Below are 22,776 nucleotides of genomic sequence, written 5' to 3' on the forward strand. Positions count from 1 at the left end.
CGATGGCTCACTTCTCCAGGTAGCTCACGAAGAAGTTGTAGGCCGCCAGGTCGTTGTTCAGGTAGAAGTTGATGACGTCGGTCGAGCTGTAGGGGAAGGCCCAGCCCGTGCGACCCTTGTCCCAGCCGGTGTTGGTCTCGTAGGCCAGGGCGTTGAGGTAGGCACAAAGCCAGTGACGCTCGGGCGTGTCGGCATAGCTCGAGTTGCTCATCAGCGTGAACAACGTCAGGTTCTTGGTGGTCGAACTGGCGCGGATCAGGATGGAACCGACCGTCACGTTGTAGTTGCAGGGCCAGGTACGGCGCGGCACGGCCTTGCCACTGACATAGTTGATCTGCCCCCACCAGCCGGGGCTGTAGCCCCAGGCGTTGGGAAAGGTCTCGCCATGGAAGGAGTGCGCTGCGGACTGCACGCCGGAGATGGTGCAGATCACGGCCTTGCCCGTCTTGGCGCTGCTGCAAACGGCCAGGGTCACGCCGCCAGCCATGGCCTTCATGGGGCTCAGGGCCGCCAGGGTCGCCACCCCGCCGGTGCCGGCGCTCTTGAGCAGCATGCGACGGCGTGCCAGCGCCTCGGCAGACAGCCCACGGGTCGCCGCCAGGGGATCCCGTGTCGTCTGCTGATCGGGGGTCGAATGCTGCTTGTCCATAACGAACCTCTACAGTCCAGAGAACTCATTGAAAAACCGGGGCGGCCGGGGCGCTTGCACGCCTTGCGACACGCGCGTCGACATGCATGGCCAGCCTGCCAATGGTCCTGTATTTGACACTATCGCAGACACCGTGGACGCCTCACCCGCGCATCCAGGGGGGGCCACAGGCCCGGTGCAGGCCGCTCAAACGGGGGACGCCGTCCGGCACAGCCCCGCAGCGCCGCGGGAGGGGAGTCCTCCCGGCAGCCCGGCCGGCCTCCTGTATTCTTTGGCCCCATGAACCGACCCAAACCCTTTTCCATGATTCGCGAGTTCCATCTGGCGGACTGGTTCACCCTGGCCAATGCCTTCTGCGGCATGGGCGCCTTGTTCTCGGTGATGACCTATCTGCAGACCCGCGAGGTGCTGCACCTGTTCTACGCCTGTGCCCTGATTCCGGCTGCCCTGGTCTTCGACATCCTGGACGGCCGCATCGCCCGCTGGCGCCAGAAGAGCTCGGCCATGGGCCGCGAGCTCGATTCCCTGGCGGACGTGATCTCCTTCGGCGTCGCTCCTGCAGCTATCGCCTACGGCTGCGGGATGCAGGGTCTCTATGACCGCATCATTCTGGTCTTTTTCGTGGCCTGCGGGGTCTCGCGCCTGGCGCGCTTCAACATCACCGCCGAAAAGCTCTCGGAAGGGGGCGACAAGGTCAAGTTCTTCGAGGGCACCCCCATCCCCACCTCCCTGGTGCTGGTGCTGCTGCTGTGGGTGGCCGCCGCCCAGGGCGCTCTCGGGGACCAGATGTGGGGCGGCCGACTGCAGCTGGCAGGTTTCAATTTCCATCCGCTGGTGCTGCTGTTCGCGGCCTCGGGTTCACTGATGGTCAGCCGCATCCGCATTCCCAAGCTCTGATCCGCGGAGGCCCGCAGAGCCGCCGCCCTCGCCGCCGGGCCGCCCCGGTGCGGGCGGAGGCCCCCCCTCAGCGCACCCTCAGCGCACCCTCAGCGCACCCAGCACGCCAGCCACCAGCAGCCCTATGCCCAGGGCGGTGAGTGCGGCTGGCCATTCCTGACGCCAGGCAAAGGCGTAGGCCAGGGCGGCCAGGGTCTCGAACACGATCAACTGCCCGACCAGGGTGGTGGGCAGGCGCTGGCTGGCCTCGTTCCAGCACAGGGTGCCCGCCCAGGAGGCCAGCAGTCCTATGGCCAGCATCATCCCGACATAGACCATGGGGCGGGGCCCCAGGGGAAGGTCCAGCTCGAGCTGCCCTGTGCGCTGCAGCAGGCCCAGTGCCAGAAACGCCAGCAGGGACAGCGGCAGAGTCACCAGGCCCTGGGCCGTGGCCCAGGCACGAGGGCTGCGATCCGGGTGGGCGCGCAGCCAGTCGGCATTGCGGATGGGATACCAGGTCCAGCACAGCAGCGCCCCCACCGCCAGCAAGCCGCCCTGCAGATAGGCCCCCCGGCGCTCGGCCGGCTGCCCCGCCAGGGCCTGCAGTTCGACCTGATTGACGCAGACCAGACCAGCGGCGATCAAGGCCAGTGGCAGGGCGAGCCGGGACCAGGGCAGGCGTCCGTCACGCACACGGTTGCGGTGGTTGGACACCAGGGCGATGAGCACCGGCAGCGTCCCGATGATCATGGTCGGCAGCGGCCCGCCTGCCCGCTGGATGGCGGCGGCCAGGCACAGATAGTAGAGAAAGTTGCCAATGGCGCTGAGGCACAGTGCCGCCCCCCAGTCCGCCGCCGCGAACTCGCGCAGGGCGCGGCGGTCCAGCCAGGCCAGGGGCAAGGCGATGAGCCCGAAAGCCAGGTAGCGGCCGGCCATCAGCTGGGCGGCCGGATAGTCCGGCAGCATCTGAGGGGCCACGAAGACCAGGCCCCACATGAGCCCGGCCGCCAGCGCGAAGAGAACACCTGTCCACATGCCGCCATCATGCCGGCCGCAGACGGACGGCAGCTTGTACAGGATTGCTGCCGTGAGGCCTCAGGCCACGGCGTTGAACAGGCCCCAGGCCAGGGCCAGCATCATCAGCCCCAGCAGCAGGTCCAGGATCCGCCAGGCCAGGGGTCTCGCAAAGACCGGCGCCAGCAGGCGCGCTCCATAGCCCAGAGCGGCAAACCACAGCAGGCTGCAGCAGACCGCCCCCATGAAGAAGAGCGGGCGCTGCACTGGCGTCTGCGCCGTGCCGATGGCCCCCACCAGCAGCACGGTGTCCAGGTAGACATGGGGATTGAGCAGGGTGAAGGCCGCAGCCTGCGCCAGCGTGCGTCCGGCCGAGGCGGCCTGGCCGCTGCCAGCCTGCAGCCCCCCCGGACTCGCCACCCGCTGCAACGAACGCAGGCCGTAGGCCACCAGGAAGGCGATGCCAGCCCAGCGCAAGACCACGGTCACCCCCGGCAACCGGGCGTCGACCGCGCCTAGACCCCAGATGCCCAGGGCCATCAGCAAGGCGTCGACCAGGGCGCAGAAAGCTACGACCAGGCCCACATGCCGGCGCAGCAGGCCCTGGCGCAGCACGAAGGCATTCTGGGCACCAATGGCGACGATCAGGCCCGCGACCAGCACCATCCCCTGGAAAAAGGCAGCAAGTTCGTTCATGGCGTACAGCATGCCTGCAGGGCGGCAGGAGGGCCAGTTAGACTTCCTGAAGCGCCTTCAGCGGCGCTGAATCCCTGCCCTCGCCCTGAGGCAGTGCCGCCCCGGACGCCCCGCACTTCCTGTCTGCCATGCTCGACTACCCCCTGATCGCCGCGCTGGCTGCCGTCATCCGCGAGGGCAGCTTCGAGAAGGCGGCCCGCAGCCTGCACCTGAGCCCTTCTGCCGTCTCTCAGCGTGTCAAGCTGCTGGAGCAGCGCCTGGGCCAGGTGCTGGTGGTGCGAGACAGCCCCTGCCGCGCCACGCCCGCCGGGCTGCAGTTGTGCCGCCATGCGGAGCAGGTGTCCCTGCTGGAGCGCGAGCTGCTGGCCAGCCTGCCACCTCAGACCGGGCAGGGGCGCTTGGGCAATCTGCGCCTGGCCGTCAATGCCGACAGCCTCAGCACCTGGTTCATGCCCGCCGCCATTGCGCTCTCAGACCAGGACTGGCTGCTGGACCTGAGCCTGGACGACCAGGACCACACCGCCGAGCGCCTGCGCGAGGGTGACGTCCTGGCCGCCGTGACTGCCGTGGCCGACCCCCTGCCCGGCTGCAGAAGCCTGGCCCTGGGCCGCATGGACTACCTGGCCGTCGCTACGCCAGGCTTCATCCACAGACACTTCGCCAACGGCCTGCAGCTCGGCGCCCTCATGCAGGCCCCTTGCCTCAGCTACAACCGGCGGGACCAGCTGCAGTCGCGCTGGGTCCGACAAGTGCTGGAGCAGAGCCCGCCCCTGCCCAGCCACTGGCTGCCGTCCAACGACGTGTACCTGGCGGCTTGCCGCAGCGGCATGGGATGGGGCATGTGCCCCCGCAGTCTTGTGCAGGCTGACCTTGACTGCGGCAGTCTTCAGGCGCTGAACCCCGCCCCGCTGGAGGTGCCGCTCTTCTGGCAGGCGGCCGCTCAGTCCTGGCCCTTGCTGGAGCCTGTCACCCGGACGGTGGAGGAGGCGGCACGTCTGGGCCTGCGCGGCTGAGCTCAGCGCCCCTGCTGCCTGCCGGACAGGCCCAGTTGCCGCTGGTAGGCAGCCGGCGTGACGCCATAGCGGCTCAGCAGGCTGCGGGTCAGGTGGGACTGGTCACTGAAGCCGGTGGCCGCCGCGACCTCGGCGGGCGCCCGGCCCAGGGCCAGCAGGCGCTTGGCCTCGAAGCTGCGCAGTGCCATCAGCACCTGCTGCGGCGTGGCGTGATGTTGGTCGCGGAAGCTGCGAAGGAAGTGGAAAGGGCTCAGGCCTGCGACTGCGGCCAGCTGCTCCAGGGTCAGCACCTGGTCCAGCTGGCTGCGCATGCACTCGATCACGGGCTCGAAACGCCCCGCGGCCTGGACCCTGCGGCCCTGAACGCGGGCCTGGGGGCGGATCAGCTCCACCAGCTGCAGCAGCAGGCTGTCGACCGCCAGCGGCTCGCGCGCCTCCCACAGGGCCACCATGCAGCGTGCCACGGACTGGGCCTGCGCCGGGCTGCCGCTGACGGCTGCGTCGAAGCGCCAGCTGTGGTCACCGCCGTAGGCTGGCAGCAGGGCCTCGTCAAGGTAGACCATGTGATAGGTCCAGCAGTCAGCATCCGCCGATTGCCCCGTGTGCAGGTCTTCCGGGTTCATCAGCATCAGGCTGGCCTGCGGAGCCAGGTGCTCGCTGCCACGCCAGCGAAAGCGGCCCATGCCGCCCGTGATCACGCCCAGGCCATAGGCTTCGTGGGAATGCGCTTCGAAGCGGTGGTCGCGGATGCGCGCCCGGTAGAACTCGACGCCCGACCGACCGGCGGGACGGCGGTACAAGGCACGGTCCTCGGGGCCTTCGAAGCGGAGGAGGGCATCGGACTGCATGGCCCGGCCATCATGGCACAGCCGGGCAGCCCCGCCCTCAGCGCAGGTTCAAGGAGGCCAGGCTCCAGTTCTTGCGCGGCATGCTCAGCAGGACGGCGTCCGGCGTGTCCCACTCCTGGCCATGGAACTGCATGCGCAGCTCGCCGTCGGCGCTGTGCCAGACGCCGTCGGGCGAGGAGGTCATGGCCACCGGCGCTTCGCTGCCCAGGCTGATGCGCATGCGAAGGCCACTGCCATCGACCCGCAACTGCCGGCCATCCTCCATCTGGTAGACCCCTGCCAGCACCTTCATGGAGGAGCGGGCGATGGGAGTGGCCGGCTGCTTCTGAAGGCTCACCGGATCCAGCACCGTGGTCTCCTGGGCCTGGGCCAGTCCCGTGAGCGCAAGGGCGGTGAAGGCGAGGGCGAGGCGGGACGGCATGTTCATGATGGACTCCTTGGAAAGCTCAGGCCGCGTGACGCGGATCGTTGTGGGAAAGGAACGCCTCCAGTGTGGGAAATTTCTGCCCGGATTTCTTCCTGTCTTCGATCGGGTGCTGCATGAGAGGCCCGAAATGCCGCCTGGACGGACAAGCTGCGACAGGGTCTGAACGACCGAGAACCCCGATGGAATGGGGCCATGACGCCCTTCACATGCCACGCGTCACGCAAGGCACGGCCTGGCTTTCCAAAGGCACATGAGCCGGGTCATGGCAAGACCTGACCCCGCTCGATGCGTGACCGCGGGACCGAGTTCAGGCGTGGTCGAGCAGCCAGCGCTGCACGCGCAGGGCATCGTCTGCCGAGCAGCGCAAGCCCAGCTTGCTGCGCCGCCACAGCACATCCTCAGCGCACATCGCCCACTCTTCGCGCTGCAGGTGGCCAAGCTCGGACTCGAACAGGCCCGGTGCGATCTCCGCCCCCATCGCACCCCCGGACAGGACTCGGTCCACGCGGCCGCCATAGGCCAGGCACAGGCGCCGCAGCAGGGGTGCCGGCAACTGCGGATGGCGCTGCTGCACGGCCTGCAGCAGCGCCTCCAAGGCCGCGGGTCCCGGGCCTGCGTCCGGCACCCAGGCCGACACATCGGCGCCCGGCAGCGGCGCCTGGGACGTCCAGGCACCCTGGCGTCCACCCAGCTCAACATCGATGCGATCCGCCGACTCCTCAGCCAGCCGCCGGTAGGTGGTCAGCTTGCCGCCCCAGACATGCAGCAGCGGCGCACCCGGGCTGCTGTCCAGGTCCAGTGCGTAGTCACGTGTCACGGCGGCGGCTGTGCCGGCGTCGTCGTCCAGCAAGGGCCGAACGCCAGCGTAGCTCCAGCGTACGTCGGCCGGCCGCACCTCCTGTTGGAAGTAGCGCCCGACCTGCCCGCAGAGGTAGGCCACCTCATCCTCGCTGATGCCCGGCGTGCGGCCACCCTCGATGTCCTTCGGCAACAGTTCCAGGTCCGTCGTCCCGACCAGGGTGAAGTCCTGCTGGTACGGAATGGTGAAGACGATGCGCCCGTCCGCCCCCTGCAGCAGATAGGCATGGTCATGGGCATAGAGGCGTGGCACGACGATGTGGCTCCCCTTGACCAGGCGCAGGCGACGGGCCGAGGGCGTGTTCCCTTGCGCGTCATGCAGGGCCTGCTCGACGAAGCTGGCTGCCCATGGGCCGGTGGCATTCACCAGCAGGCGTGCACTGAGCCGCCGCTCGCCGCTGCCCGTCTGCAGGCGGGCCTGCCACAGACCCTGGACCACACGGGCGTCCAGGCAAGCACTGCGCGTGAGGATCTCGGCCCCGCGCTCGCGAGCGTCGATGGCGTTGGCGATCACGAGGCGGGCGTCGTCCACCCAGCCGTCCGAGTAGACAAAGCCACGCCGGAACTGCGCCTGCAGAGGCGCGCCCAGGGCATGGCCGCGCAAGTCCAGGCCCGAGGAAGCGGGCAGCAGTTCGCGAGGGGCCAGGTGGTCGTAGAGGAAGAGGCCCAGACGCAGCAGCCAGGCCGGCCGCATCTGCGGGTGATGGGGCATCACGAAGCGCAGGGGATGGATCAGGTGCGGCGCCGCCCGCAGCAGGCGCTCACGCTCCTGCAGGGCCTTGCGGACCAGGCCGAATTCGCGGTACTCCAGGTAGCGCAGGCCGCCGTGGATCAGCTTGGTGGAAGCCGAGGACGTGTGCGAGCCCAGGTCATCGCGCTCGCACAGCAGCACACGCCAACCGCGGCCAGCGAGGTCCCGGGCGATGCCCACCCCGTTGATGCCACCGCCCACCACCAGTACGTCAAAATCAGCCATCACCACACTCCTCGCGGGCCACTCTAACCTGCCGGATTCGCCATGAGCTACCTCCTCGCACTGGACCAGGGCACCTCCAGCTCCCGCGCCATCGTCTTCGACCGCGAGGGCCGCCAACTGGCCAAGGCCCAGCAGGAATTCCGCCAGATCTACCCGCAGCCGGGCTGGGTGGAGCACGACCCGCAGGAGATCTGGTCCAGCCAACTGGCCACTGCCCGCGAGGCGCTGCGACTGTCCGGCCTGCGCCCCGAGCAGATCGCCAGTGTTGGCATCACCAACCAGCGCGAGACCACCGTGCTGTGGCACCGGGGCACTGGCGCGCCGCTGCACCATGCCATCGTCTGGCAGGACCGCCGCACCGAGCCGCTGTGCGCACGGCTGCGCGAGCAGGGCCTGGCCTCACTGATCCGCGAGCACACGGGCCTGGTGATTGACGCCTATTTCTCGGCCACCAAGCTCAGTTGGCTGCTGGACCACATCCCCGGCGCCCGCGAGCAGGCGCAGCGGGGCGAGCTGGCCTTCGGCACGGTGGACAGCTGGCTGATGTGGCAGCTCAGCGGCGGCCGCATCCATGCCACGGACGTCAGCAACGCCTCGCGCACCATGCTCTTCAACGTGCGCCGCAATGAGTGGGACGAGGAGATTCTGGCCGCGCTGAACATCCCGCGCGCACTGCTGCCCGAGGTCCATCCCAGCGCCCATGAGTTCGGCGCCCTGGACCCGCAATGGCTGGGCGCCGCGCTGCCCATCGGGGGCGTGGCCGGCGACCAGCAGGCCGCCCTCTTCGGCCAGGGCTGCTTCAAGGCAGGCATGGCCAAGAACACCTACGGCACCGGCTGCTTCACCCTCATGCACCTGGGCGAGCGCTTCCAGACCTCGGCCAATGGTCTCATCACGACCAGTGCCGCGCAGACGGGCAGGCAGCCCGAGTTCGCGCTGGAGGGCAGCGTATTCATCGGCGGCGCGGTGGTGCAATGGCTGCGGGACGGCCTGCATGCCTTCCCCAGCAGCAGCGAGGTCGAAAGCCTGGCGGCCAGCGTGCCGGATGCAGGCGGCGTGATGTTCGTGCCTGCCTTCACGGGCCTGGGTGCGCCTTACTGGCAGCCCGAGGCGCGGGGTGCCATCGTGGGACTGAGCCGAGGCAGCACCATGGCGCACATCGCCCGTGCTGCGCTCGAGTCCATTGCCTTCCAGAGCGCTGCCCTGCTGCAGGCCATGAGCCGCGACGCCGTGGCCGCCGGCTCGGCCCCGGTCAGCGAGCTGCGGGTGGACGGGGGCGCCTGCGTCAACAACCTGCTGATGCAGTTCCAGGCCGACCTGCTCGGCATCCCGGTCGTGCGCCCCCGCGTCATCGAGACCACCGCCCTGGGCGCCGCCTACCTCGCCGGACTCAGCGCTGGTCTCTACAGCGGCCTCGAGTCCCTGGGCCAGCAATGGCAGGCCGAGCGCATCTTCCATCCCACCCTGCCCCGCGAACGCGCCCTCGAACGCATGGCCGACTGGGAACGTGCCGTCCGCCAGACCACCGCCAGCTGACCCTGCGCTCCGCACGATCGCAGGCCCGTGCCTCCAGCAGCACCCGAGGATCCGGCTTCGCCGGTCATCCGGGCGCCCCCCGGGGGGCCGGCGCAGCCGGCAGGGGGGCCTCTACAGCGGCCCCGAATCCCTGGGCCAGCAATGGCAGGCCGAGCGCATCTTCCCTACCACCCTGCCCCGCGAACGCGCCCTCGAGCGCATGGCCGACCGGGAACACGCCGTCCGCCAGACCACCCCCTCCGCACGGCCGCAGGCCCGTACCCCCAGCGGCCCCCGAGGATCCGGCGCAGCCGGTAGGGGGGGCCTTCTCAAGCCGCCCGCGACAAGCGCGAAATCTCCCAAGCCTTGATGGCCTGGAGATGGGCCGCCAGGGCCCGGTTGGTGGCCATGACGAGCATCGCCAGTTCTGCGGCGGCAGCCTGGGGTGCCTGCTGCTCCAGGGCGGCGGCGGTCGCGGCCAGGCCGTCCAGGCCAAGATTGCCCGCCACGCCGCGCAGGCGGTGGGCATAGCCCCGCACCGCCAGAGGCCCAGCGATGCGAGCTTCCTCCAGCGCACTGAGGTGCTGCTCATACTGGCGCGCAAAGCTGCTGAGCAGCTTGGCCAGCAGGTCGGTGCGACCGGCACAGCGCAGCACCGCGTTCTCGAAGTCCGCCTCAGGCACCAGCGGCCAAGGCGAGGCGGCATCGGCGGGCGCTCGCGCAGGCGTCTTGGCCGGCAGAGGAGTCAGCGGCGGCGAGACCGCGTCGCTGCGCTGGCGCCGCGGAAAGGGCGCGAGGGTTCGCAGCAGCTCCGCCTGGTCAATGGGCTTGCAGATGTGGCCGCACATGCCGGCCTCCTGGCTGCGCTGGCGTTCCTCACTTAGCGCATGCGCCGTCAGGGCCAGCACGGGCAGCGCCGGATCGATCTCATGCAGCCTCCGCGTCGCCTCATAGCCATCCATGCCCGGCATCTGCACGTCCATGAGCACCAGGTCGTAAGCCCCCTGGCCCTGCTCCTGAATGCGCGCCACGGCCTGCTCGCCGCAGTCCGTGGACATCACGTACGCGCCCGCGCCTGAGAGCATGTCGTGCAGGATCTCGCGATTGATGTCCACGTCGTCGGTGATCAGGATGCGCAGGCCGGCCAGGGCACGTGACGCAGGCTCAGGCCGCAGGCTGGCCGCAGGCAAGTCCCGCAGAGGCGCCGCCGCCTCGAACAAGGGCAACTCCACCGTGAAGACCGAGCCCTGGCCCGGCGAGCTGCGCACCCGGATGTCGCCACCCATCAGCCGCGCCAGGCGTCGGCTGATGCTGAGCCCCAGGCCGCTGCCGCCATACAGCCGCGTCACCGAGCTGTCAGCCTGCTCGAAGGGCGTGAAGATGCTGTCCAGCTTGTCCTCGGGGATGCCGATCCCGCTGTCTTCCACCTCGAAGACCAGGCAGCGCCCGTGCTGGGCGGCACGCACACGCAGGCTCACGCCGCCCTGCTCCGTGAACTTGACGGCATTGGCCAGGAGGTTCACCAGCACCTGGGTCAGACGCAGCTCATCCAGCACCACCCACGCCGGCAGGCCCTCGATGCTGGAACTCAGGCGCAGCCCTTTGGCGCGCGCGCGTTCGCCGACCATCTCCAGCGCATCGTTCACCAGCTGGGCCAGCTCGCAGGGCCGGGATTCCAGCTCCAGCTTGCCGCTGTCCAGCTTGGCGAAATCCAGCACATCGTTGATGACGCCCAGCAGGTGCCGCCCGGCGCGCACGATGCGACGGAAGCTGTCGGCCGCCGCCCGCGGGTCTGCCGCGCGCTGCTCGCCCAACTGCGCCAGGCCCAGCACGGCATTGAGCGGCGTGCGGATCTCGTGGCTCATATTGGCCAGGAACTGGCTCTTGGCGTGGACCAGGCGTTCGGCCTCGTCGCGCGCGCTGGCCAGCTCGCGGTGCAACTGCTTGATGGAGGTGATGTCGGTGCTCAGGTTGAGCACGGCATAGGGCCTGCCATGGTCGTCACGCAGCGGCACCGCGGTCACGAGGAAGTCATGCGGGCCATCTGCCAGCCGCATCTGCCGGTCGCGGTCCAGACGAAGCCCGCGCTGAAGGACGAGCGCGTCGCTCTCCCGCGCCTCGGCAGCCAGATCCGGTCCGAACACCGACAGCACCGTCTGGCCGATGACCTGGTCGCGCGAACGCCCACTGGCCTGTTCGAAACCGCGGTTGACCTGCAGATAGCGGCCTTCGGCGTCGCGGATGCTCAGCAGCAGAGGCAGAGCCTCCAGAATCTCCTGCACCTGCTGCTGTTGCTTATGGAGCTCGGCCGTGCGCTGGCGTACCAGGTCTTCCAGGTGCTGACGGTGCTGCTCCAGCGACTGCTCAGCAGCCACGCGGTCGGTGATGTCGTGGGCAAAGGCCACCACACAGTCTTCACCGTCCAGATCGAAGCGATCCAGCTTGACATCCCACCAGATAGGGCTGCCATCGACATGCCTGGACTGCCACTCCAGGGTCTGGCTGCCCTCCGCCAGGGTACGCCTGACCAGCGCACTGGCGCGGGCGGGGCTGTAGTCGCCACCCGGGAAGGTCAGCTCGGGTGTCAGCGCCTCGCGGCTGGTCACGCCAAAGCGGCGCAGGCAATAGGTATTGGCGTAGCGCAGCGCCCCGCTTTCGCCATCAAAGATCTGCACCGACATGTGCGAGGCCTCCAGCAACTGGCGCAGGCGGCGCTCGCTTGACTGCAGGTCCTGCGCACCCTGCTGTTGGGCCCGCAGGGTGTTGGCCAGCACTTGGCGCGAGCTGTCCAGCGATCGGGTCAGGTCCCAGTAGAGCGTGCCGTAGCGCAACATCAGCCAGCCGGCGAGGCCGCAGCTGAAGAGTTGCACGACCAGATAGCTGGCATGCGGCGGCGTATTGCCCGGATGCAGCCCGGGAATCCATCCCAGGCCCTCGGCAATGAAGAGCAGCGACAAGCCTGCAAGCCCTGCCAGGGCCCCCCACTTGGCGGCCTTGGGGCCCACCATGAAGCCCAGGACCACGATCAGGGCCGTCAGCGAGCCCAAGCCGGAAGACATGATGCCGTTGCCATGCAGGGCGGCCAAGCCCATCAGCATCAGCATGGTGGTGACGGCAAAGAAGCCGGCCGCACGGCGCACATGGCCGCGCCAGGCCAGCAGAGCGGCGGTGGCAGCCACCGCCAGCACGCAGGCGCCGGTGGCCATGCGCGAGAGGCGCTGCGACCAGCTGTAGCCCGGCTCCAGCGCCGTGGCAGCCAGCTGGAACAGCGATGCCAGCATGACCAGGACCAGCAAGAGCGCCGCACCGCGCGCCACGCGACGGTCCATCGTGGCGTGAAAGGCCTCGAGGCTCTGCTGACGGTCGGCCGCATCCAGGGCGGCCTCGACCGCCCGGATGTCCGGACCATGGGGCTTGTCCATGGCAATCACCCGCCGACGCCGTGCGTCAGCGTCCGGGCGGGCGCGGCCCGCGAACTCCCGGGCCAGGGGAACCCAGAGGCTTCAGGGACCCAAGACGGGCGCTCATGGCGCCCCGCCGCTGCATTGACCGTTCATCCATCTCGTCACTCCCTTGCCGGGCGGATCCCGATGTGCTTCCCTCGGTCAAGATGGCGCTCCCGTGGCCGCGCCTCTTCACGTCAATCGTGTCCTGGGGCGCCCTGATGACAGCAGGGGTGCCCACCCCAGACTGCCAGAGTACGGCATGCACGCATCGGAGGGCAAGACCACGCCCGCGGGGGAGCGGTGACGGAGGTCACAGCCCCCAGGCCCGGGCGAAGCCGCCCAGCACCAAGGCGCCAAGCATGATGAAGATCAGGGCGGCCATGCCATGGACCAGACGGACGGGGATCTTGTGCGCCATGCGGTCTCCCAGCAGCACCGCCGGCACGTTGGCGATCATCATGCCCAGCGTCGTGCCCGCCACCACAGCCAGCAGGCTCTGGAACTGCGCAGCCAGCGCGACCGTGGCAATCTGGGTCTTGTCCCCCATTTCCGCGAGGAAGAAGGCCACGATGGTGGTGCCCAGCACGCCCAGGCGCAGGCCCTTGCCGGCCGCCTCCTCCTCGTCGAGCTTGTCCGGCACCAGGGTCCAGACACCCATGGCCACAAAGCCCAGGCCCAGCACCCAGCGCATGATGGCGGGCGGCACTTGGGCGGTGATCCAGGCCCCCAAGGCTCCCGCGCCGGCATGATTGAGCAAGGTGGCGATCAGGATGCCCGCGATGATGGGCAAGGGCTTGCGGAACCGCGCGGCCAGGACAAAGGCCAGCAGTTGGGTCTTGTCGCCGATTTCAGCGAGGGCCACCAGGCCGGTGGAGACGAGCAAAGCTTCCATGTGAGACTCCCCGGCCGGTACGGACACCCATGACCGCCCCTCTCCGGCCGGATACCGAGAACGAGCGGTCAAAGGTCTTGCCAGGTGCAGGCCCGGCCAGGACGGCCAGGGCGGGAACTGCCAGCGCCATGCCGGGCCAGGCCCAGGCAAGTGTGTTGACGCAGGCCCGCTGATCCGGAGCACGGACCGCGGCAGCTACTCCCCAATGACGGGGCGGATTGTAGCGGAGCGCCCGGGTCCACCGCCGCGGGTTCCTGCCATGACGCTGGCAGCAGCCCGCACCGATGATGCCCCCATGAACTACGCCTACACCATCCTCTACGTCGCCGACGTCGCGGCCTCTCTGCGCTTCTTCGAGACCGCCTTCGGCCTGCAGACGCGCTTCCTGCACGAATCCGGCGCCTATGGGGAGCTGGAGACCGGCGCCACGGCCCTGGCCTTCGCCCGGCTGGACATCGCCCGCGACAGCCTGGGCGGTGATTTCATCGAGGCGGCGATCAGCGAGCGCCCGCTGGGCATGGAGGTAGGCCTGGCCTGCGCGGACGTGAATGCGGCCTTTGCACGCGCCCTGGCCGCAGGTGCCACCAGCCTGAAGCCCCCGACCACCAAGCCCTGGGGCCAGGTCGTGGCTTATGTGCGCTGCCCGGACGGCTGTCTGGTCGAGCTGTGCACGCCCATGGGCGGCTGAGCGCCAGCCGGCACATGGGCAAGGCATCACCGCTGCGAGGCCTCGGCCCCCGCAGCCTTGAACAGCTCGCCGCGCTGAGCATCACCAGCGTGGCGGAACTCCAGGCCCAGGACGCCTTTGCCCTGTATGCCCGCCTCAAGGCGCGCTGGCCCGGCGCCAGCCTCAACCTGCTCTATGCGCTGATCGGCGCCCAGGAAGATCTGGACTGGCGCGAGGTGGCACGGGAGCGCCGCACGGACATCCTGCTGCGCCTGGATGACATGGGCCTGGCCCCGCGCTGAACAGGGGCGGCGCGATGTCAACCGTAGCGCCGCTCCCGCAGCCATTTGGTGGCGATGTACTTGACGCCTGCCAGCACAGGCACGCCAGCATGCAGGGTGCCCGGGTCTTCGACGCCCTGTGCATCGACGTCGGCAAAGTACAGCACCGCGCCAGGCCGAGGGCGTATCTCCAGGCCCAGGTTGGGGAAGCGCGTGCCGCCGCCGTCCTCCACCTCCGAGAGATAGAGGATGCAGGTGCCCACCCGCTGCCCCCCCGTGCGCAGGTGACGCTCACTGCCGGCATGGGCGGGGTTGAACCAGTCGAAATGGGCCCGGTACTCGCCGCCGACGCCGTAGCGCAGCACCTGCAGGCCCTCGCCGTTCTCCACCGGCCAGTCCAGCAGCTCGGCCAGGCGCGCCTCGATGCTGGCCACCAGGGGATGCTCGCCGCGCTGGAAGAAGCCGCCGGCACTGGTGCGGTGCTCATGCGGACGGGCCTCGCCCAGCTGCTCGTCCACCACCGTCGAGCGCGTCAGGCGCGTCTCAGCCAGGGCGATCATGGCCTCGCACTCGGACGGACTCAGCAGGCCCTCGTAAAGCAGCACCTGGGGATGGTCCAGCTGGGCGGCGATGCGCAGCTCGCAGCCGTCACCGAGCCGCAGGCGGTTGCCGGCCAGGCGCGGGCGAGGTCGCGCACGCAAGACCTGACCCTCCCCCGAGCCGGCCTGGGCCTGCCCGACATGCTCCGCCAGCAGGGAGGACTGCGGAGCCACCGCCGGGGCGGCCATCGGTGGCATGGCTGCACCATGGGCCTCCCGCAGCACCCGCTCCGACAGCGCTCGGGGCAGCCCGCCCTGCACCATCATGGGCAGCATGGACTCGGCCGTGCACCCGCGCGCCACGTTCTCCGCTACCCATTGCCGCCACTCGGGGTTCAGCTGCGCCAGGCTCATGCCCATCTCCTCGCTGTCTCGTGCGGCTGCATTCTGGCCTATCGCCGACAATCCCCGGATGCGCCGTGCCGACCGCCTGTTCCAGATCGTCCAGTTGATTCGTGGACGGAGACTCTCCACCGCCGAATACCTGGCCCAGCGCCTGGAGGTCTCACCACGCACCATCTACCGCGACGTGGCCGCGCTGCAGCAGCAAGGCGTGCCCATCGATGGCGAGGCAGGTGTGGGCTATCGCATGAGGGCGGGCTTTGACCTGCCGCCGCTGATGTTCAGCAAGGAGGAGGCCCAGGCCCTGGTCGCCGCGCTGCGCATGGCGCAGCCACAAATGGACAGCGCCCTGGCCCGCCATGGCGAGGAGGCCATCTACAAGATCCTGGCCGTGCTGCCCGGCACGGCACGCGCCGCCGCAGAGAGCCTGGCGCTGTGGGCCCCGCTGGGCGGATTGGACGAGGCCACCCGCGAACGCCTGCAGCAGCTGCGCCTGGCCACGGAGCAGCGCCAGAAACTGCGTGTGCTCTACCTGGACCTCAGCAACACGGCCAGCGAGCGCGTGCTGCGCCCCCTGGGCTGCTTCTTCTGGGGACCGGTCTGGACCTTCGCGGCCTGGTGCGAGCTGCGCGAAGGCTTCCGCAATTTCCGGGTGGATCGCATCCAGCAGCTGGAGGTGCTGGACGAGCGCTTCAGGGATGAAGCCGGCAAGACCCTGGCCGACATGCAGCGGGCCGAAGGCTGGCCCTGATCAACGGCCCAAACTGCCCTGCGGCACCAGCCAGCGCAGGGGGTTGAAGCGCAGGCGGCTGCTGGGCGCCTCCACCCAGCGGTGAAAAGGCAGCGCGGCCAGATTGGCAAAGCCCCAGGCCGACAGCACCAGGGCAAAGGTCAGCAGCAGGGGCTGCTCGCTTTGCTGGTCATACCAGGCGTTGAGCAGCACCAGCACGGGAAAGTGCACCAGGAACAGGGAATAGGAATGGGTGCCCAGATGGGCCACCACATCGGCCACGCGCTGCCACAGACGACCGGCCAGCGGCCCGACGCGCCACCGCCACAGGCCCAGCAACAAGGCAGTGAGCAGCGCAAGCACCAGGCGCTCCCGGAAGTCCACCCACAGCGCCAGACCCGTCAGCCACAGCAGCAGCAGCAGGCCCAGGCGAGGCCAGCGGCTCAGCGAGAACCAGTGCACCAGGGCGCCCAGCCCATAGGCTCCGAAGAAGTAGAAGCCCCAGTTGTCCAGGTCCGACTCACGATTGAGCACCAGCAGCGACAGCCCGCACAGCGCCAGCACCAGTCCCGGCCCCAGCACCATGCGCCAGGCGTGCGGCAGCGGGCGGCTGCGACGTGCCAGCCAGAGCAGGCCCAGCATGAGCGCATAGAGTTGGAGGTCGATGGCTACATACCAGGCGCCCACGGTGATGGATTCATGGCCCAGCAGGCCGTGCATCAGGGTGGCATGGCTCAGCAGCGTGGCCAGCGTCAGCTGCTGCGGCAGGAATTCAGGCAGCCAGGGCTGGACCAGCCACGCGCAGGACAGGGTCAGGCCCACGGCCGCCATGAAAGGCAGGGCCAGGCGCAGGTAGCGCCGCCACAGCGACTCCAGCGGCGCAGCCTTCAGCAGCCCACCTTGCGGCGACAGTGCCCGGGCACTGAGATAGCCCCCCACCACCAGGAAGACCTGCACCGCCATGCGGCCGTAATGGAACAGCCAGTCCCCCAGCGCCGGCCAGGCCTGATGCAGCGCCTCGGCCAGAGGGCCGTAAACCGAGAGGTGGTGCAGGACGATGAGCTGGGCCGCCAGGGCTTTCAGCGCATCGATGTGCAACAGTCGGGTCTTGGGAGCGGACATGGGTAGGGCTGGCCGGCAGCCTGGGGCTGCTGGCATGAGGTTGGTCGTTGAAAACAGGGCTGGCGGCAGGCCTGGAGCCTGTCAGGACTGGACAGCGGCCAGTCCCGCCGGGCTTCCGGCGATGCAGCCCGGCTGAACTAGGGCAGATCCACCGGAGCGCCCGCAGTTCCAATTGCAGTTCCAGTTGCAGTTCCAGTTGCAGTTCCAGTTGCAGCTCCAGCCGTAGATCCAGCTGTAGTTGCATGCAACACCGCCCGCAGCCAAGGCCGCGAAGCGGCGGATTTTAGTCGGCCGGCGCCCGGAAGGCTGCCCCCCGAGTCGCTTCAGCTCGTGAGCAGGCGTGAAAACCGGTGACAGAAACTCGCCTGCGTGCTCCCTGGCCAGCCCCTTGCAGCGAGACGGCCAGGGGGCAGGGGGCAAGCACGGCATGCCGCAAGGGTTGGAAGGCAGGAACGAGGCGCCCACGTCGTCCCCGAGGTCCTCTCCGATCAAGCGCTGACCCTATACGGTCCAGCGCCATGATGCGCACGGCCCGCCTGGGCCGGACGAGTGCCTGGGTCAGGGCATTGCCTTCGCCCTCGCTCGGCAGGAGCAAGGCATGGCCGATCCACGGCGTGAAGGGCGGCAAGGTGCACAGCCCTGGCAGCCGGTGGGGCAGCGGACGATCAGCCCCCGGCCGCGAGCGCCTGCGCGGCCGGGCTCAGGCGCTGGAAATGCAGCAGGTCCTGCCACTGGCCGTGCAGGCGCACGCTGAGCCGGCTGCGCCCCCAGCAGTCGAAGCCATTCTTCTCCAGCACCCGGGCCGAGGCCGGATTGCCCGGACGCACCACCGCCTCCAGCCGCCAGAGGGCCAGCTCGCCAAAGGCGATGGGAAGCAGCAGTCCCACGGCCTCCGTGGCCCAGCCCCGTCCCTGGGCATCCGCTCCCAGGCGATAGCCCAGCTCGGCGCGGCCGTGGTGCTCGCGCTCCACGCGGTGCAGATTGATGCGCCCCACCAGCCGGCCTTCGTGGCGGATCAGGAAGGCATGCGCGCGATCCGCCTCGGCGGCATCCTGGGCCTCCGCCAGGTGGGCCGCAACGCCCTCGGCGCTGTAGAAGGAAGCCGGACGGGCATGGACCCAGGTCTCGAAATGCGCGCGCTCGCGGCGCTCGAAATCCAGCAGCTGGTCCAGGTCCGAGGGCTGCGGCCGGTGCAGGCTCAATGTACTCATGGCGTGCAAGCCTAGCAGGCGAGCGCAGCAAGCAAGGCCCCATCGGCGCACCATTCGCACGGGCAGCCGGAGACAATGGGCATCTCGCTGCACCGTCCACCTTCGAGCCCCCCTTTTGCCCATGCTGCGCCCGCTGTCCTTACGCCTGCAACTCATCCTGGCACTGATGCTGGCCGGGCTGGCAGTGGTGGTGACGGTCGGGGGCGTCGCCTACCTGGAGCTGCAGCGCAAATTCAGCTCTCGGGCCGCACAGCAGGCCACCGCCCATTTCAGGGCCGGTGTCACGTCGTATTTGCAGGCATTCGGCAGCTTCGAGGCCGGCGAGGCGCAGGGCGTGGGCCTGGGGGACTACCTGGCCCGGCAGCGCGGCCCTGAGCCGCTCGCCCCGTCTTCGGAGGACGAAGACCTCCGCTCCAGGCCCCCCGAAGGTGCGCCGGAGCCCTTCGGTCCTCCTCGACGGGGAGTCCCGCCCGGGCCGCGGCCCGACCACGGGCGGCCTCCGGGGCCGCCGCCAGACGGCAGGCTGCCCCCGCCCGGCCAGGGCGCGCGGTGGGAGCCCCGCCCGCCCCAGGCGCCAAGCGCCCACCCGCCCTTCCGTTTCATCCTGACCGATGCGCAGTACCGGGTGCTGCTGGGCGCTGGCAGCTATCCCAGGGGAGAACCCCTGCCTGAGGCACAGCGCGCCCTGGCAGAACCGGTGCAGGTGGAGGGCAAGGTGCGGGCCTACGTATCTACGGAAGGGGTGCTGAGCCCGGGGCAGGACGACCTCGCCTACCTGGCCGCCATGCGCCAGGCCCTGATGGTGGGCGCCCTCGCGGCCACGGTGCTGGCCGCGCTGCTGGGTCTTGCGCTGGGCACCGGGCTCAGCGCCCGTCTGCGCCGACTGACGCAGGCCGTGCGCCGCATGCATGCCGGCGAGCTGCTGCAACGCGTGGACGCACGGGGCAGCGCTGAGATCGAGGCCCTGGCTTTGGCCTTCAACCGCATGAGTGAGGCCCTGGCGCGAAGCGACGCGGAGCTGCGGGCCTCGCATGCCACCATCAGCATGCAGGCCCGCCAGCTGAAGGAGCTGAGCATCCGTGACGCGCTGACGGGGCTCTACAACCGGCGGCATTTCGACGAGTCCGTCCGACAGATGTTCGAGCAGAGCCGCCTGCAGAGGCAAGACCTGACCCTGGTGCTGGCTGACATCGACTGGTTCAAGCGCATCAACGACCAGTACTCCCACGCCGTCGGCGACGAAGTGCTGCGCCGCGTGGCCGCCCTGCTGGAACGTCAGTTGGGCGCGGCCCATCTGCTGGCCCGCTACGGTGGCGAGGAGTTCGTGATGGCCCTGCCCGGCACGCCCCTGCAAGAGGCTGCCGCCGTGTGCGAGCAGCTGCGCGCCAGCGTAGCCGCCCAGGACTGGAGCGAGCTGGCGCCCCGCCTGCAGGTGAGCCTCAGCATGGGGCTGGCCGCAGACCTGGCAGCGCCCAGCGCCAGCGCACTGCTGGAGCAGGCGGACGCCCAGCTCTACCGGGCCAAGGACGCCGGCCGCAATCGCGTCTGTCACGCCTGAGCGGCGCGCGGGCTCAGCGCATGCTGTAGCCGCGCCCGTCCATGCAGGCCTCCACGGCCCGGTTGAAGACGCCCGCATCGTTGAGCGCCGCCGGCTGGCTGGTCGCCCAGCGATTGCATTCCTGGCGGTCTGCCTCAGTCTGCTGCGCGCTCTGGCCATTGCGCGGGTAGATGATGGGCTCGGGCTTCAGCGGCGGCGGCGCGGGTGCCGGCACGGCCGCAGCCGCCTCTTCGGGCGGATTCACCACCACATAGCCGCCAGGGGCGCTCTGGTAGTAGGCGCCATTGGCATAGAAGTAGGGATGGCCGCCGATGCGCAGCGTCACGTAGGCCGAGGGCAGGAGGGGCACGACGATGCCGACGGGCGGCAGCACCACCCGCAGACGCTGGCCGTAGGGCCGGTACCAGACGCCGCCATGGAAGTAGTAGGGGGCGGCATGGTGATGCACGACCACGGCGCCGGGCGGCGCATGGGACACCACATAGCCCGGCGCGGGGTAGTAGTGATCATGGTGGTAGCGCTTGTCAAAGCGCAGGCCGATGCCGACGTCGACATGGGTGCCGGCGAAGGCCGGCCCGGCTCCGAGGCTGCAGAGGGTCAGGGCCAGGGGTCGTGCAAGAAGGCGCAGGAAGGATGGCATGGGCGTCTTGCCGGCATCGGTCAGGGGATGCGCCCATGCTGCCGCGCCAGGATCAGGCGCTTATTGCGCCCAGGTAAAGCTGGCTTGCGGCCCGCCCAGGCGCGCGAGCAGGCCGTCGTGGATCCCGTCCAGCAGCGCCGAGCGCTTGCGCGCCTCGGAGCGCTTCTTTGAGGGGATCTGCTCGAAGTCGATGTCCTGCAGGGCCAGGGGCGTCAGCTCGAAGAGGCCGTCCGCCCCACGCCGGGCGCCCAGTTCCTGCCAGCTCTGGTCGTAGTCGGCCCGGATACGCCAGCGCCGCCAGAGGTTGATGGCGATACGCTCCTTGTTGCACACCAGTCGCACCGACTCGCAGCCTAGCACCCGCGCCAGCTGGCGGGCAGCCGTCACCAGCAGCGTGGCCGGCCGGCAGGCGTGGAACTCCTTGGTCGCCAACCGGACCTTCTCGCGCGCAGCCTCACCGGCCTCCCCCTGCAGCCGCCCCACCAGCATGTGCAGCCGGCCGGCCCGCTGCTGCAGCACGAAGCTCAGGCCGAACAGCGAGATGCCGTCCAGGCGTAGGCGCAGACAGAGTTCACCCTCCCGGTGCCCGTCATGGATGGCGTTGAGCTCCAGACAGAAGGGCAGTCCGGACTTGCTGAGCCCAGCATGCAGGACCTGGGGCTGCTGCGCCGCCGCCGCCGCCAGGGGCAACAGGCCCAGTGCACTGAGGGTGTCGTAGTGGTTGATCAGGATGTCCACCCGCTCCGGGCAGCGCAGGCTGGTACGCAGATAGGGCCGGAAGGCCTTGGTCAGCAGCTTCGGGCTGCAGGCCTGGGCCAGCAGCGGCTGTGCATGGATGTATTGCAGCCAGCGCCGCGTCGCCCCAGGATGCAGCAGGGCGCCCAGGCGCAGCTTCAGCCGGTCCTTTGGGCACAGCCCTGGATGCGCCAGGGCCTTCTTCAGTGAAACGGACATCGCCCCTCCTCCTCCACTCACTTCATTCCCTCGGCCATGGGGCCCGCTACAGTCGGTCTGCTGCCGCAGTGGGCGGGCCCTCAGGCCGACGGATTGTAAAGTTTCGTTTCTGGCCGCAAAGCCCCCTTGCGGGGGCGTCTTCCTCGAATGCGCAAGGATTTCCACATGCTTCGTCTGTACTTCGCACCGGGCAATGCCAGCCTGGCCCCACACCTGCTGCTGCGGGAGCTGGGCCAGCCCTTCGAACTGGTCCCGGTGGACCGCGACCAGGGCGCACATCGCAGCCCCGACTACCTGCGGCTCAATCCCAACGGGCTGATCCCGGTCCTCGTCGACGGCGATCTGGTGCTTTACGAGACCGCCGCCATCCTGATGCATCTGGCCGACCGGCATCCGCAGGCCGCCCTGCTGCCCCCGCTGGGCAGCGCGGCGCGGGCCCAGGCCTACAAGTGGCTGTGCTGGCTGAGCACCGGACTGCAGCCGACGATGGGGCGCTGGTTCTATCCCGAACGCCATCTGCCAGCGCAGTTCCCCGAGGCCATCGCAGCGATCAGGACCCTCGCAGAGACGCGCGTCGGTGAGTTGCTGGACATCCTGGACGCCGAATTTGCCCGCCACGGCGGCCCCTGGGTGCTGGGCGAGCAATTCAGCGCCGTCGACCCCCTGGCCTTCATGATGTGCCGCTGGACCCGCGGCCTGCAACGCCCGGCGCGCGCGCTGCCGCACCTGGGGCCCTATGTCCAGCGCATGCTGGCCCGCCCCGCCACGCAGGGACTGTGGGCCGCAGAAGGATTGCAGGCGCCCTATGTCTGAGCCCCTCGCCGAGACCACCGAGCTGATCCTCGTCCGCCACGGCGAGACCGACTGGAACCTGCGCAAGTGCTTCCAGGGCCAGATCGACGTCCCGCTGAACGAGCGCGGCCTTGCCCAGGCGCGGCGCCTGGCACAGCAGCTGCGCTTGGAAGGCCTGCGCTTCGATGCCATCGTCAGCAGCGACCTCGGCCGTGCGCGCCAGACCGCGGAGCCCGTCTGCCTGGCCCTGGGCCTGCCCCTGCAACACGACCCCGCCTGGCGCGAGCAGGCCTTCGGCGTGCTGGAGGGCCAGAGCGTGGACACCCTGCGCAGCACCCATCCCGAGCTGCATGCCCATTGGCAACGCCACGACCCTGACTACGCCCTGCCCGGCGGCGCCGAGAGCCGCCGGCAGTTTTCCGAGCGCATCCTCGCCGCCGCGGCTCGCCTGGCTGGGCGGCATGGCGGCGGCCGGGTCCTGGTGCTGACCCACGGCGGTGCGCTGGACATGATCTGGCGTGCCGCCCGCGGCCTGCCGCTGAGCGGTCCTCGGGCCTGCGACATCCCCAACGCGGGCATCAACCGCCTTCGCTGGGGGCCAGGCGGCCCCAGCCTGTTGTCCTGGGCCGAGGACCAGCATCTGCGCACCCTGGACTGAAGGCCATGCGGG

22 protein-coding genes and 1 riboswitch are annotated in these 22,776 nt (G+C 69.5%); of the genes, 9 read left to right on the top strand and 13 right to left on the bottom strand.

Features of this window, described 5'->3' with window-relative positions; all coding sequences use genetic code 11:
- Positions 1 to 7: 7 nt before the first annotated feature.
- On the bottom strand, positions 8 to 649 hold the full coding sequence (locus tag ACS5PK_RS13755; RefSeq protein WP_439440822.1) for a hypothetical protein: 642 nt from the start codon (positions 647 to 649) through the stop codon (positions 8 to 10).
- A gap of 279 nt (positions 650 to 928) precedes the next feature.
- On the opposite strand from ACS5PK_RS13755, the gene pssA reads away from it, so the two are divergent.
- The gene (gene pssA / locus ACS5PK_RS13760; protein ID WP_439440823.1) at positions 929 to 1,546 is read left to right on the top strand and encodes a CDP-diacylglycerol--serine O-phosphatidyltransferase; all 618 of its coding nucleotides are present in this window, start codon (positions 929 to 931) and stop codon (positions 1,544 to 1,546) included.
- 78 nt (positions 1,547 to 1,624) lie between these two features.
- Here the strand turns inward: pssA and ACS5PK_RS13765 are convergent, their stop codons facing one another.
- On the bottom strand, positions 1,625 to 2,560 hold the full coding sequence (locus tag ACS5PK_RS13765) for a DMT family transporter (RefSeq protein ID WP_439440824.1): 936 nt from the start codon (positions 2,558 to 2,560) through the stop codon (positions 1,625 to 1,627).
- Positions 2,561 to 2,620: 60 nt separating this feature from the next.
- On the bottom strand, positions 2,621 to 3,235 hold the full coding sequence (locus ACS5PK_RS13770; RefSeq protein WP_439440825.1) for a LysE/ArgO family amino acid transporter: 615 nt from the start codon (positions 3,233 to 3,235) through the stop codon (positions 2,621 to 2,623).
- 128 nt (positions 3,236 to 3,363) lie between these two features.
- Between ACS5PK_RS13770 and ACS5PK_RS13775 the strand changes: the two genes are divergently transcribed.
- A complete protein-coding gene (locus ACS5PK_RS13775) occupies positions 3,364 to 4,248 on the top strand; it encodes a LysR family transcriptional regulator ArgP (RefSeq protein WP_439440826.1) in 885 nt (294 codons plus the stop codon).
- A 2-nt stretch (positions 4,249 to 4,250) separates the two neighbouring features.
- On the opposite strand, the gene ACS5PK_RS13780 is transcribed toward ACS5PK_RS13775, so the two are convergent.
- The 3 genes from ACS5PK_RS13780 to glpD form a co-directional block, all read right to left on the bottom strand.
- Positions 4,251 to 5,096 carry an AraC family ligand binding domain-containing protein gene (locus ACS5PK_RS13780; protein ID WP_439440827.1) on the bottom strand — a complete coding sequence of 282 codons (846 nt, stop codon included), beginning with the start codon at positions 5,094 to 5,096 and terminating at the stop codon, positions 4,251 to 4,253.
- Positions 5,097 to 5,133: 37 nt separating this feature from the next.
- Positions 5,134 to 5,523, bottom strand: a complete 390-nt coding sequence (locus ACS5PK_RS13785) for a hypothetical protein (protein WP_439440828.1) — start codon at positions 5,521 to 5,523, stop codon at positions 5,134 to 5,136.
- Positions 5,524 to 5,830: 307 nt separating this feature from the next.
- Positions 5,831 to 7,357: a glycerol-3-phosphate dehydrogenase gene (glpD, locus tag ACS5PK_RS13790; protein WP_439440829.1), complete on the bottom strand. Its 1,527-nt coding sequence runs from the start codon at positions 7,355 to 7,357 to the stop codon at positions 5,831 to 5,833.
- Positions 7,358 to 7,399: 42 nt separating this feature from the next.
- Here glpD and glpK point away from each other — a divergent pair, with 42 nt between their 5' ends.
- Positions 7,400 to 8,893, top strand: coding sequence for a glycerol kinase GlpK (gene glpK / locus ACS5PK_RS13795; protein ID WP_439440830.1), 1,494 nt, complete (start codon positions 7,400 to 7,402; stop codon positions 8,891 to 8,893).
- Positions 8,894 to 9,201: 308 nt separating this feature from the next.
- Here glpK and ACS5PK_RS13800 read toward each other — a convergent pair whose 3' ends face one another.
- Entirely contained in the window at positions 9,202 to 12,294 is a 3,093-nt protein-coding gene (locus ACS5PK_RS13800) for an ATP-binding protein (RefSeq protein WP_439440831.1), read from the bottom strand.
- 334 nt (positions 12,295 to 12,628) lie between these two features.
- Positions 12,629 to 13,210: a TMEM165/GDT1 family protein gene (locus tag ACS5PK_RS13805; protein WP_439440832.1), complete on the bottom strand. Its 582-nt coding sequence runs from the start codon at positions 13,208 to 13,210 to the stop codon at positions 12,629 to 12,631.
- 104 nt (positions 13,211 to 13,314) lie between these two features.
- Positions 13,315 to 13,432: riboswitch (yybP-ykoY riboswitch) on the bottom strand.
- Between the two features lie 73 nt (positions 13,433 to 13,505).
- On the opposite strand from ACS5PK_RS13805, the gene ACS5PK_RS13810 reads away from it, so the two are divergent.
- Entirely contained in the window at positions 13,506 to 13,898 is a 393-nt protein-coding gene (locus ACS5PK_RS13810; protein WP_439440964.1) for a VOC family protein, read from the top strand.
- Positions 13,899 to 13,912: 14 nt separating this feature from the next.
- A complete protein-coding gene (locus ACS5PK_RS13815) occupies positions 13,913 to 14,179 on the top strand; it encodes a TfoX/Sxy family DNA transformation protein (RefSeq protein ID WP_439440833.1) in 267 nt (88 codons plus the stop codon).
- Positions 14,180 to 14,196: 17 nt separating this feature from the next.
- On the opposite strand, the gene ACS5PK_RS13820 is transcribed toward ACS5PK_RS13815, so the two are convergent.
- A complete protein-coding gene (locus tag ACS5PK_RS13820; RefSeq protein WP_439440834.1) occupies positions 14,197 to 15,111 on the bottom strand; it encodes a 2OG-Fe(II) oxygenase in 915 nt (304 codons plus the stop codon).
- 58 nt (positions 15,112 to 15,169) lie between these two features.
- On the opposite strand from ACS5PK_RS13820, the gene ACS5PK_RS13825 reads away from it, so the two are divergent.
- Positions 15,170 to 15,850, top strand: coding sequence for a helix-turn-helix transcriptional regulator (locus ACS5PK_RS13825; protein ID WP_439440835.1), 681 nt, complete (start codon positions 15,170 to 15,172; stop codon positions 15,848 to 15,850).
- On the opposite strand, the gene ACS5PK_RS13830 is transcribed toward ACS5PK_RS13825, so the two are convergent.
- Positions 15,851 to 16,951: an acyltransferase family protein gene (locus tag ACS5PK_RS13830; protein WP_439440836.1), complete on the bottom strand. Its 1,101-nt coding sequence runs from the start codon at positions 16,949 to 16,951 to the stop codon at positions 15,851 to 15,853.
- A gap of 665 nt (positions 16,952 to 17,616) precedes the next feature.
- Positions 17,617 to 18,162: a GNAT family N-acetyltransferase gene (locus ACS5PK_RS13835; protein ID WP_439440837.1), complete on the bottom strand. Its 546-nt coding sequence runs from the start codon at positions 18,160 to 18,162 to the stop codon at positions 17,617 to 17,619.
- Between the two features lie 121 nt (positions 18,163 to 18,283).
- On the opposite strand from ACS5PK_RS13835, the gene ACS5PK_RS13840 reads away from it, so the two are divergent.
- Positions 18,284 to 19,720 (top strand): diguanylate cyclase, encoded by a 1,437-nt coding sequence (locus ACS5PK_RS13840; RefSeq protein ID WP_439440838.1) that lies wholly within the window; start codon positions 18,284 to 18,286, stop codon positions 19,718 to 19,720.
- Positions 19,721 to 19,733: 13 nt separating this feature from the next.
- On the opposite strand, the gene ACS5PK_RS13845 is transcribed toward ACS5PK_RS13840, so the two are convergent.
- Entirely contained in the window at positions 19,734 to 20,360 is a 627-nt protein-coding gene (locus ACS5PK_RS13845) for a DUF6515 family protein (RefSeq protein ID WP_439440839.1), read from the bottom strand.
- 60 nt (positions 20,361 to 20,420) lie between these two features.
- The gene (locus ACS5PK_RS13850) at positions 20,421 to 21,314 is read right to left on the bottom strand and encodes a VirK/YbjX family protein (protein WP_439440840.1); all 894 of its coding nucleotides are present in this window, start codon (positions 21,312 to 21,314) and stop codon (positions 20,421 to 20,423) included.
- A 165-nt stretch (positions 21,315 to 21,479) separates the two neighbouring features.
- On the opposite strand from ACS5PK_RS13850, the gene ACS5PK_RS13855 reads away from it, so the two are divergent.
- Both ACS5PK_RS13855 and ACS5PK_RS13860 read left to right on the top strand, forming a co-directional pair.
- On the top strand, positions 21,480 to 22,127 hold the full coding sequence (locus ACS5PK_RS13855; protein WP_439440841.1) for a glutathione S-transferase family protein: 648 nt from the start codon (positions 21,480 to 21,482) through the stop codon (positions 22,125 to 22,127).
- Positions 22,120 to 22,764: a histidine phosphatase family protein gene (locus ACS5PK_RS13860; RefSeq protein ID WP_439440842.1), complete on the top strand. Its 645-nt coding sequence runs from the start codon at positions 22,120 to 22,122 to the stop codon at positions 22,762 to 22,764. Before ACS5PK_RS13855 ends, ACS5PK_RS13860 begins: the two co-directional genes overlap by 8 nt.
- The last annotated feature ends 12 nt before the right edge of the window (positions 22,765 to 22,776 follow it).

Origin of the sequence: Roseateles sp. DB2 (genome assembly GCF_051857535.1) — a bacterium.
Taxonomy (GTDB): domain Bacteria; phylum Pseudomonadota; class Gammaproteobacteria; order Burkholderiales; family Burkholderiaceae_C; genus Roseateles_B.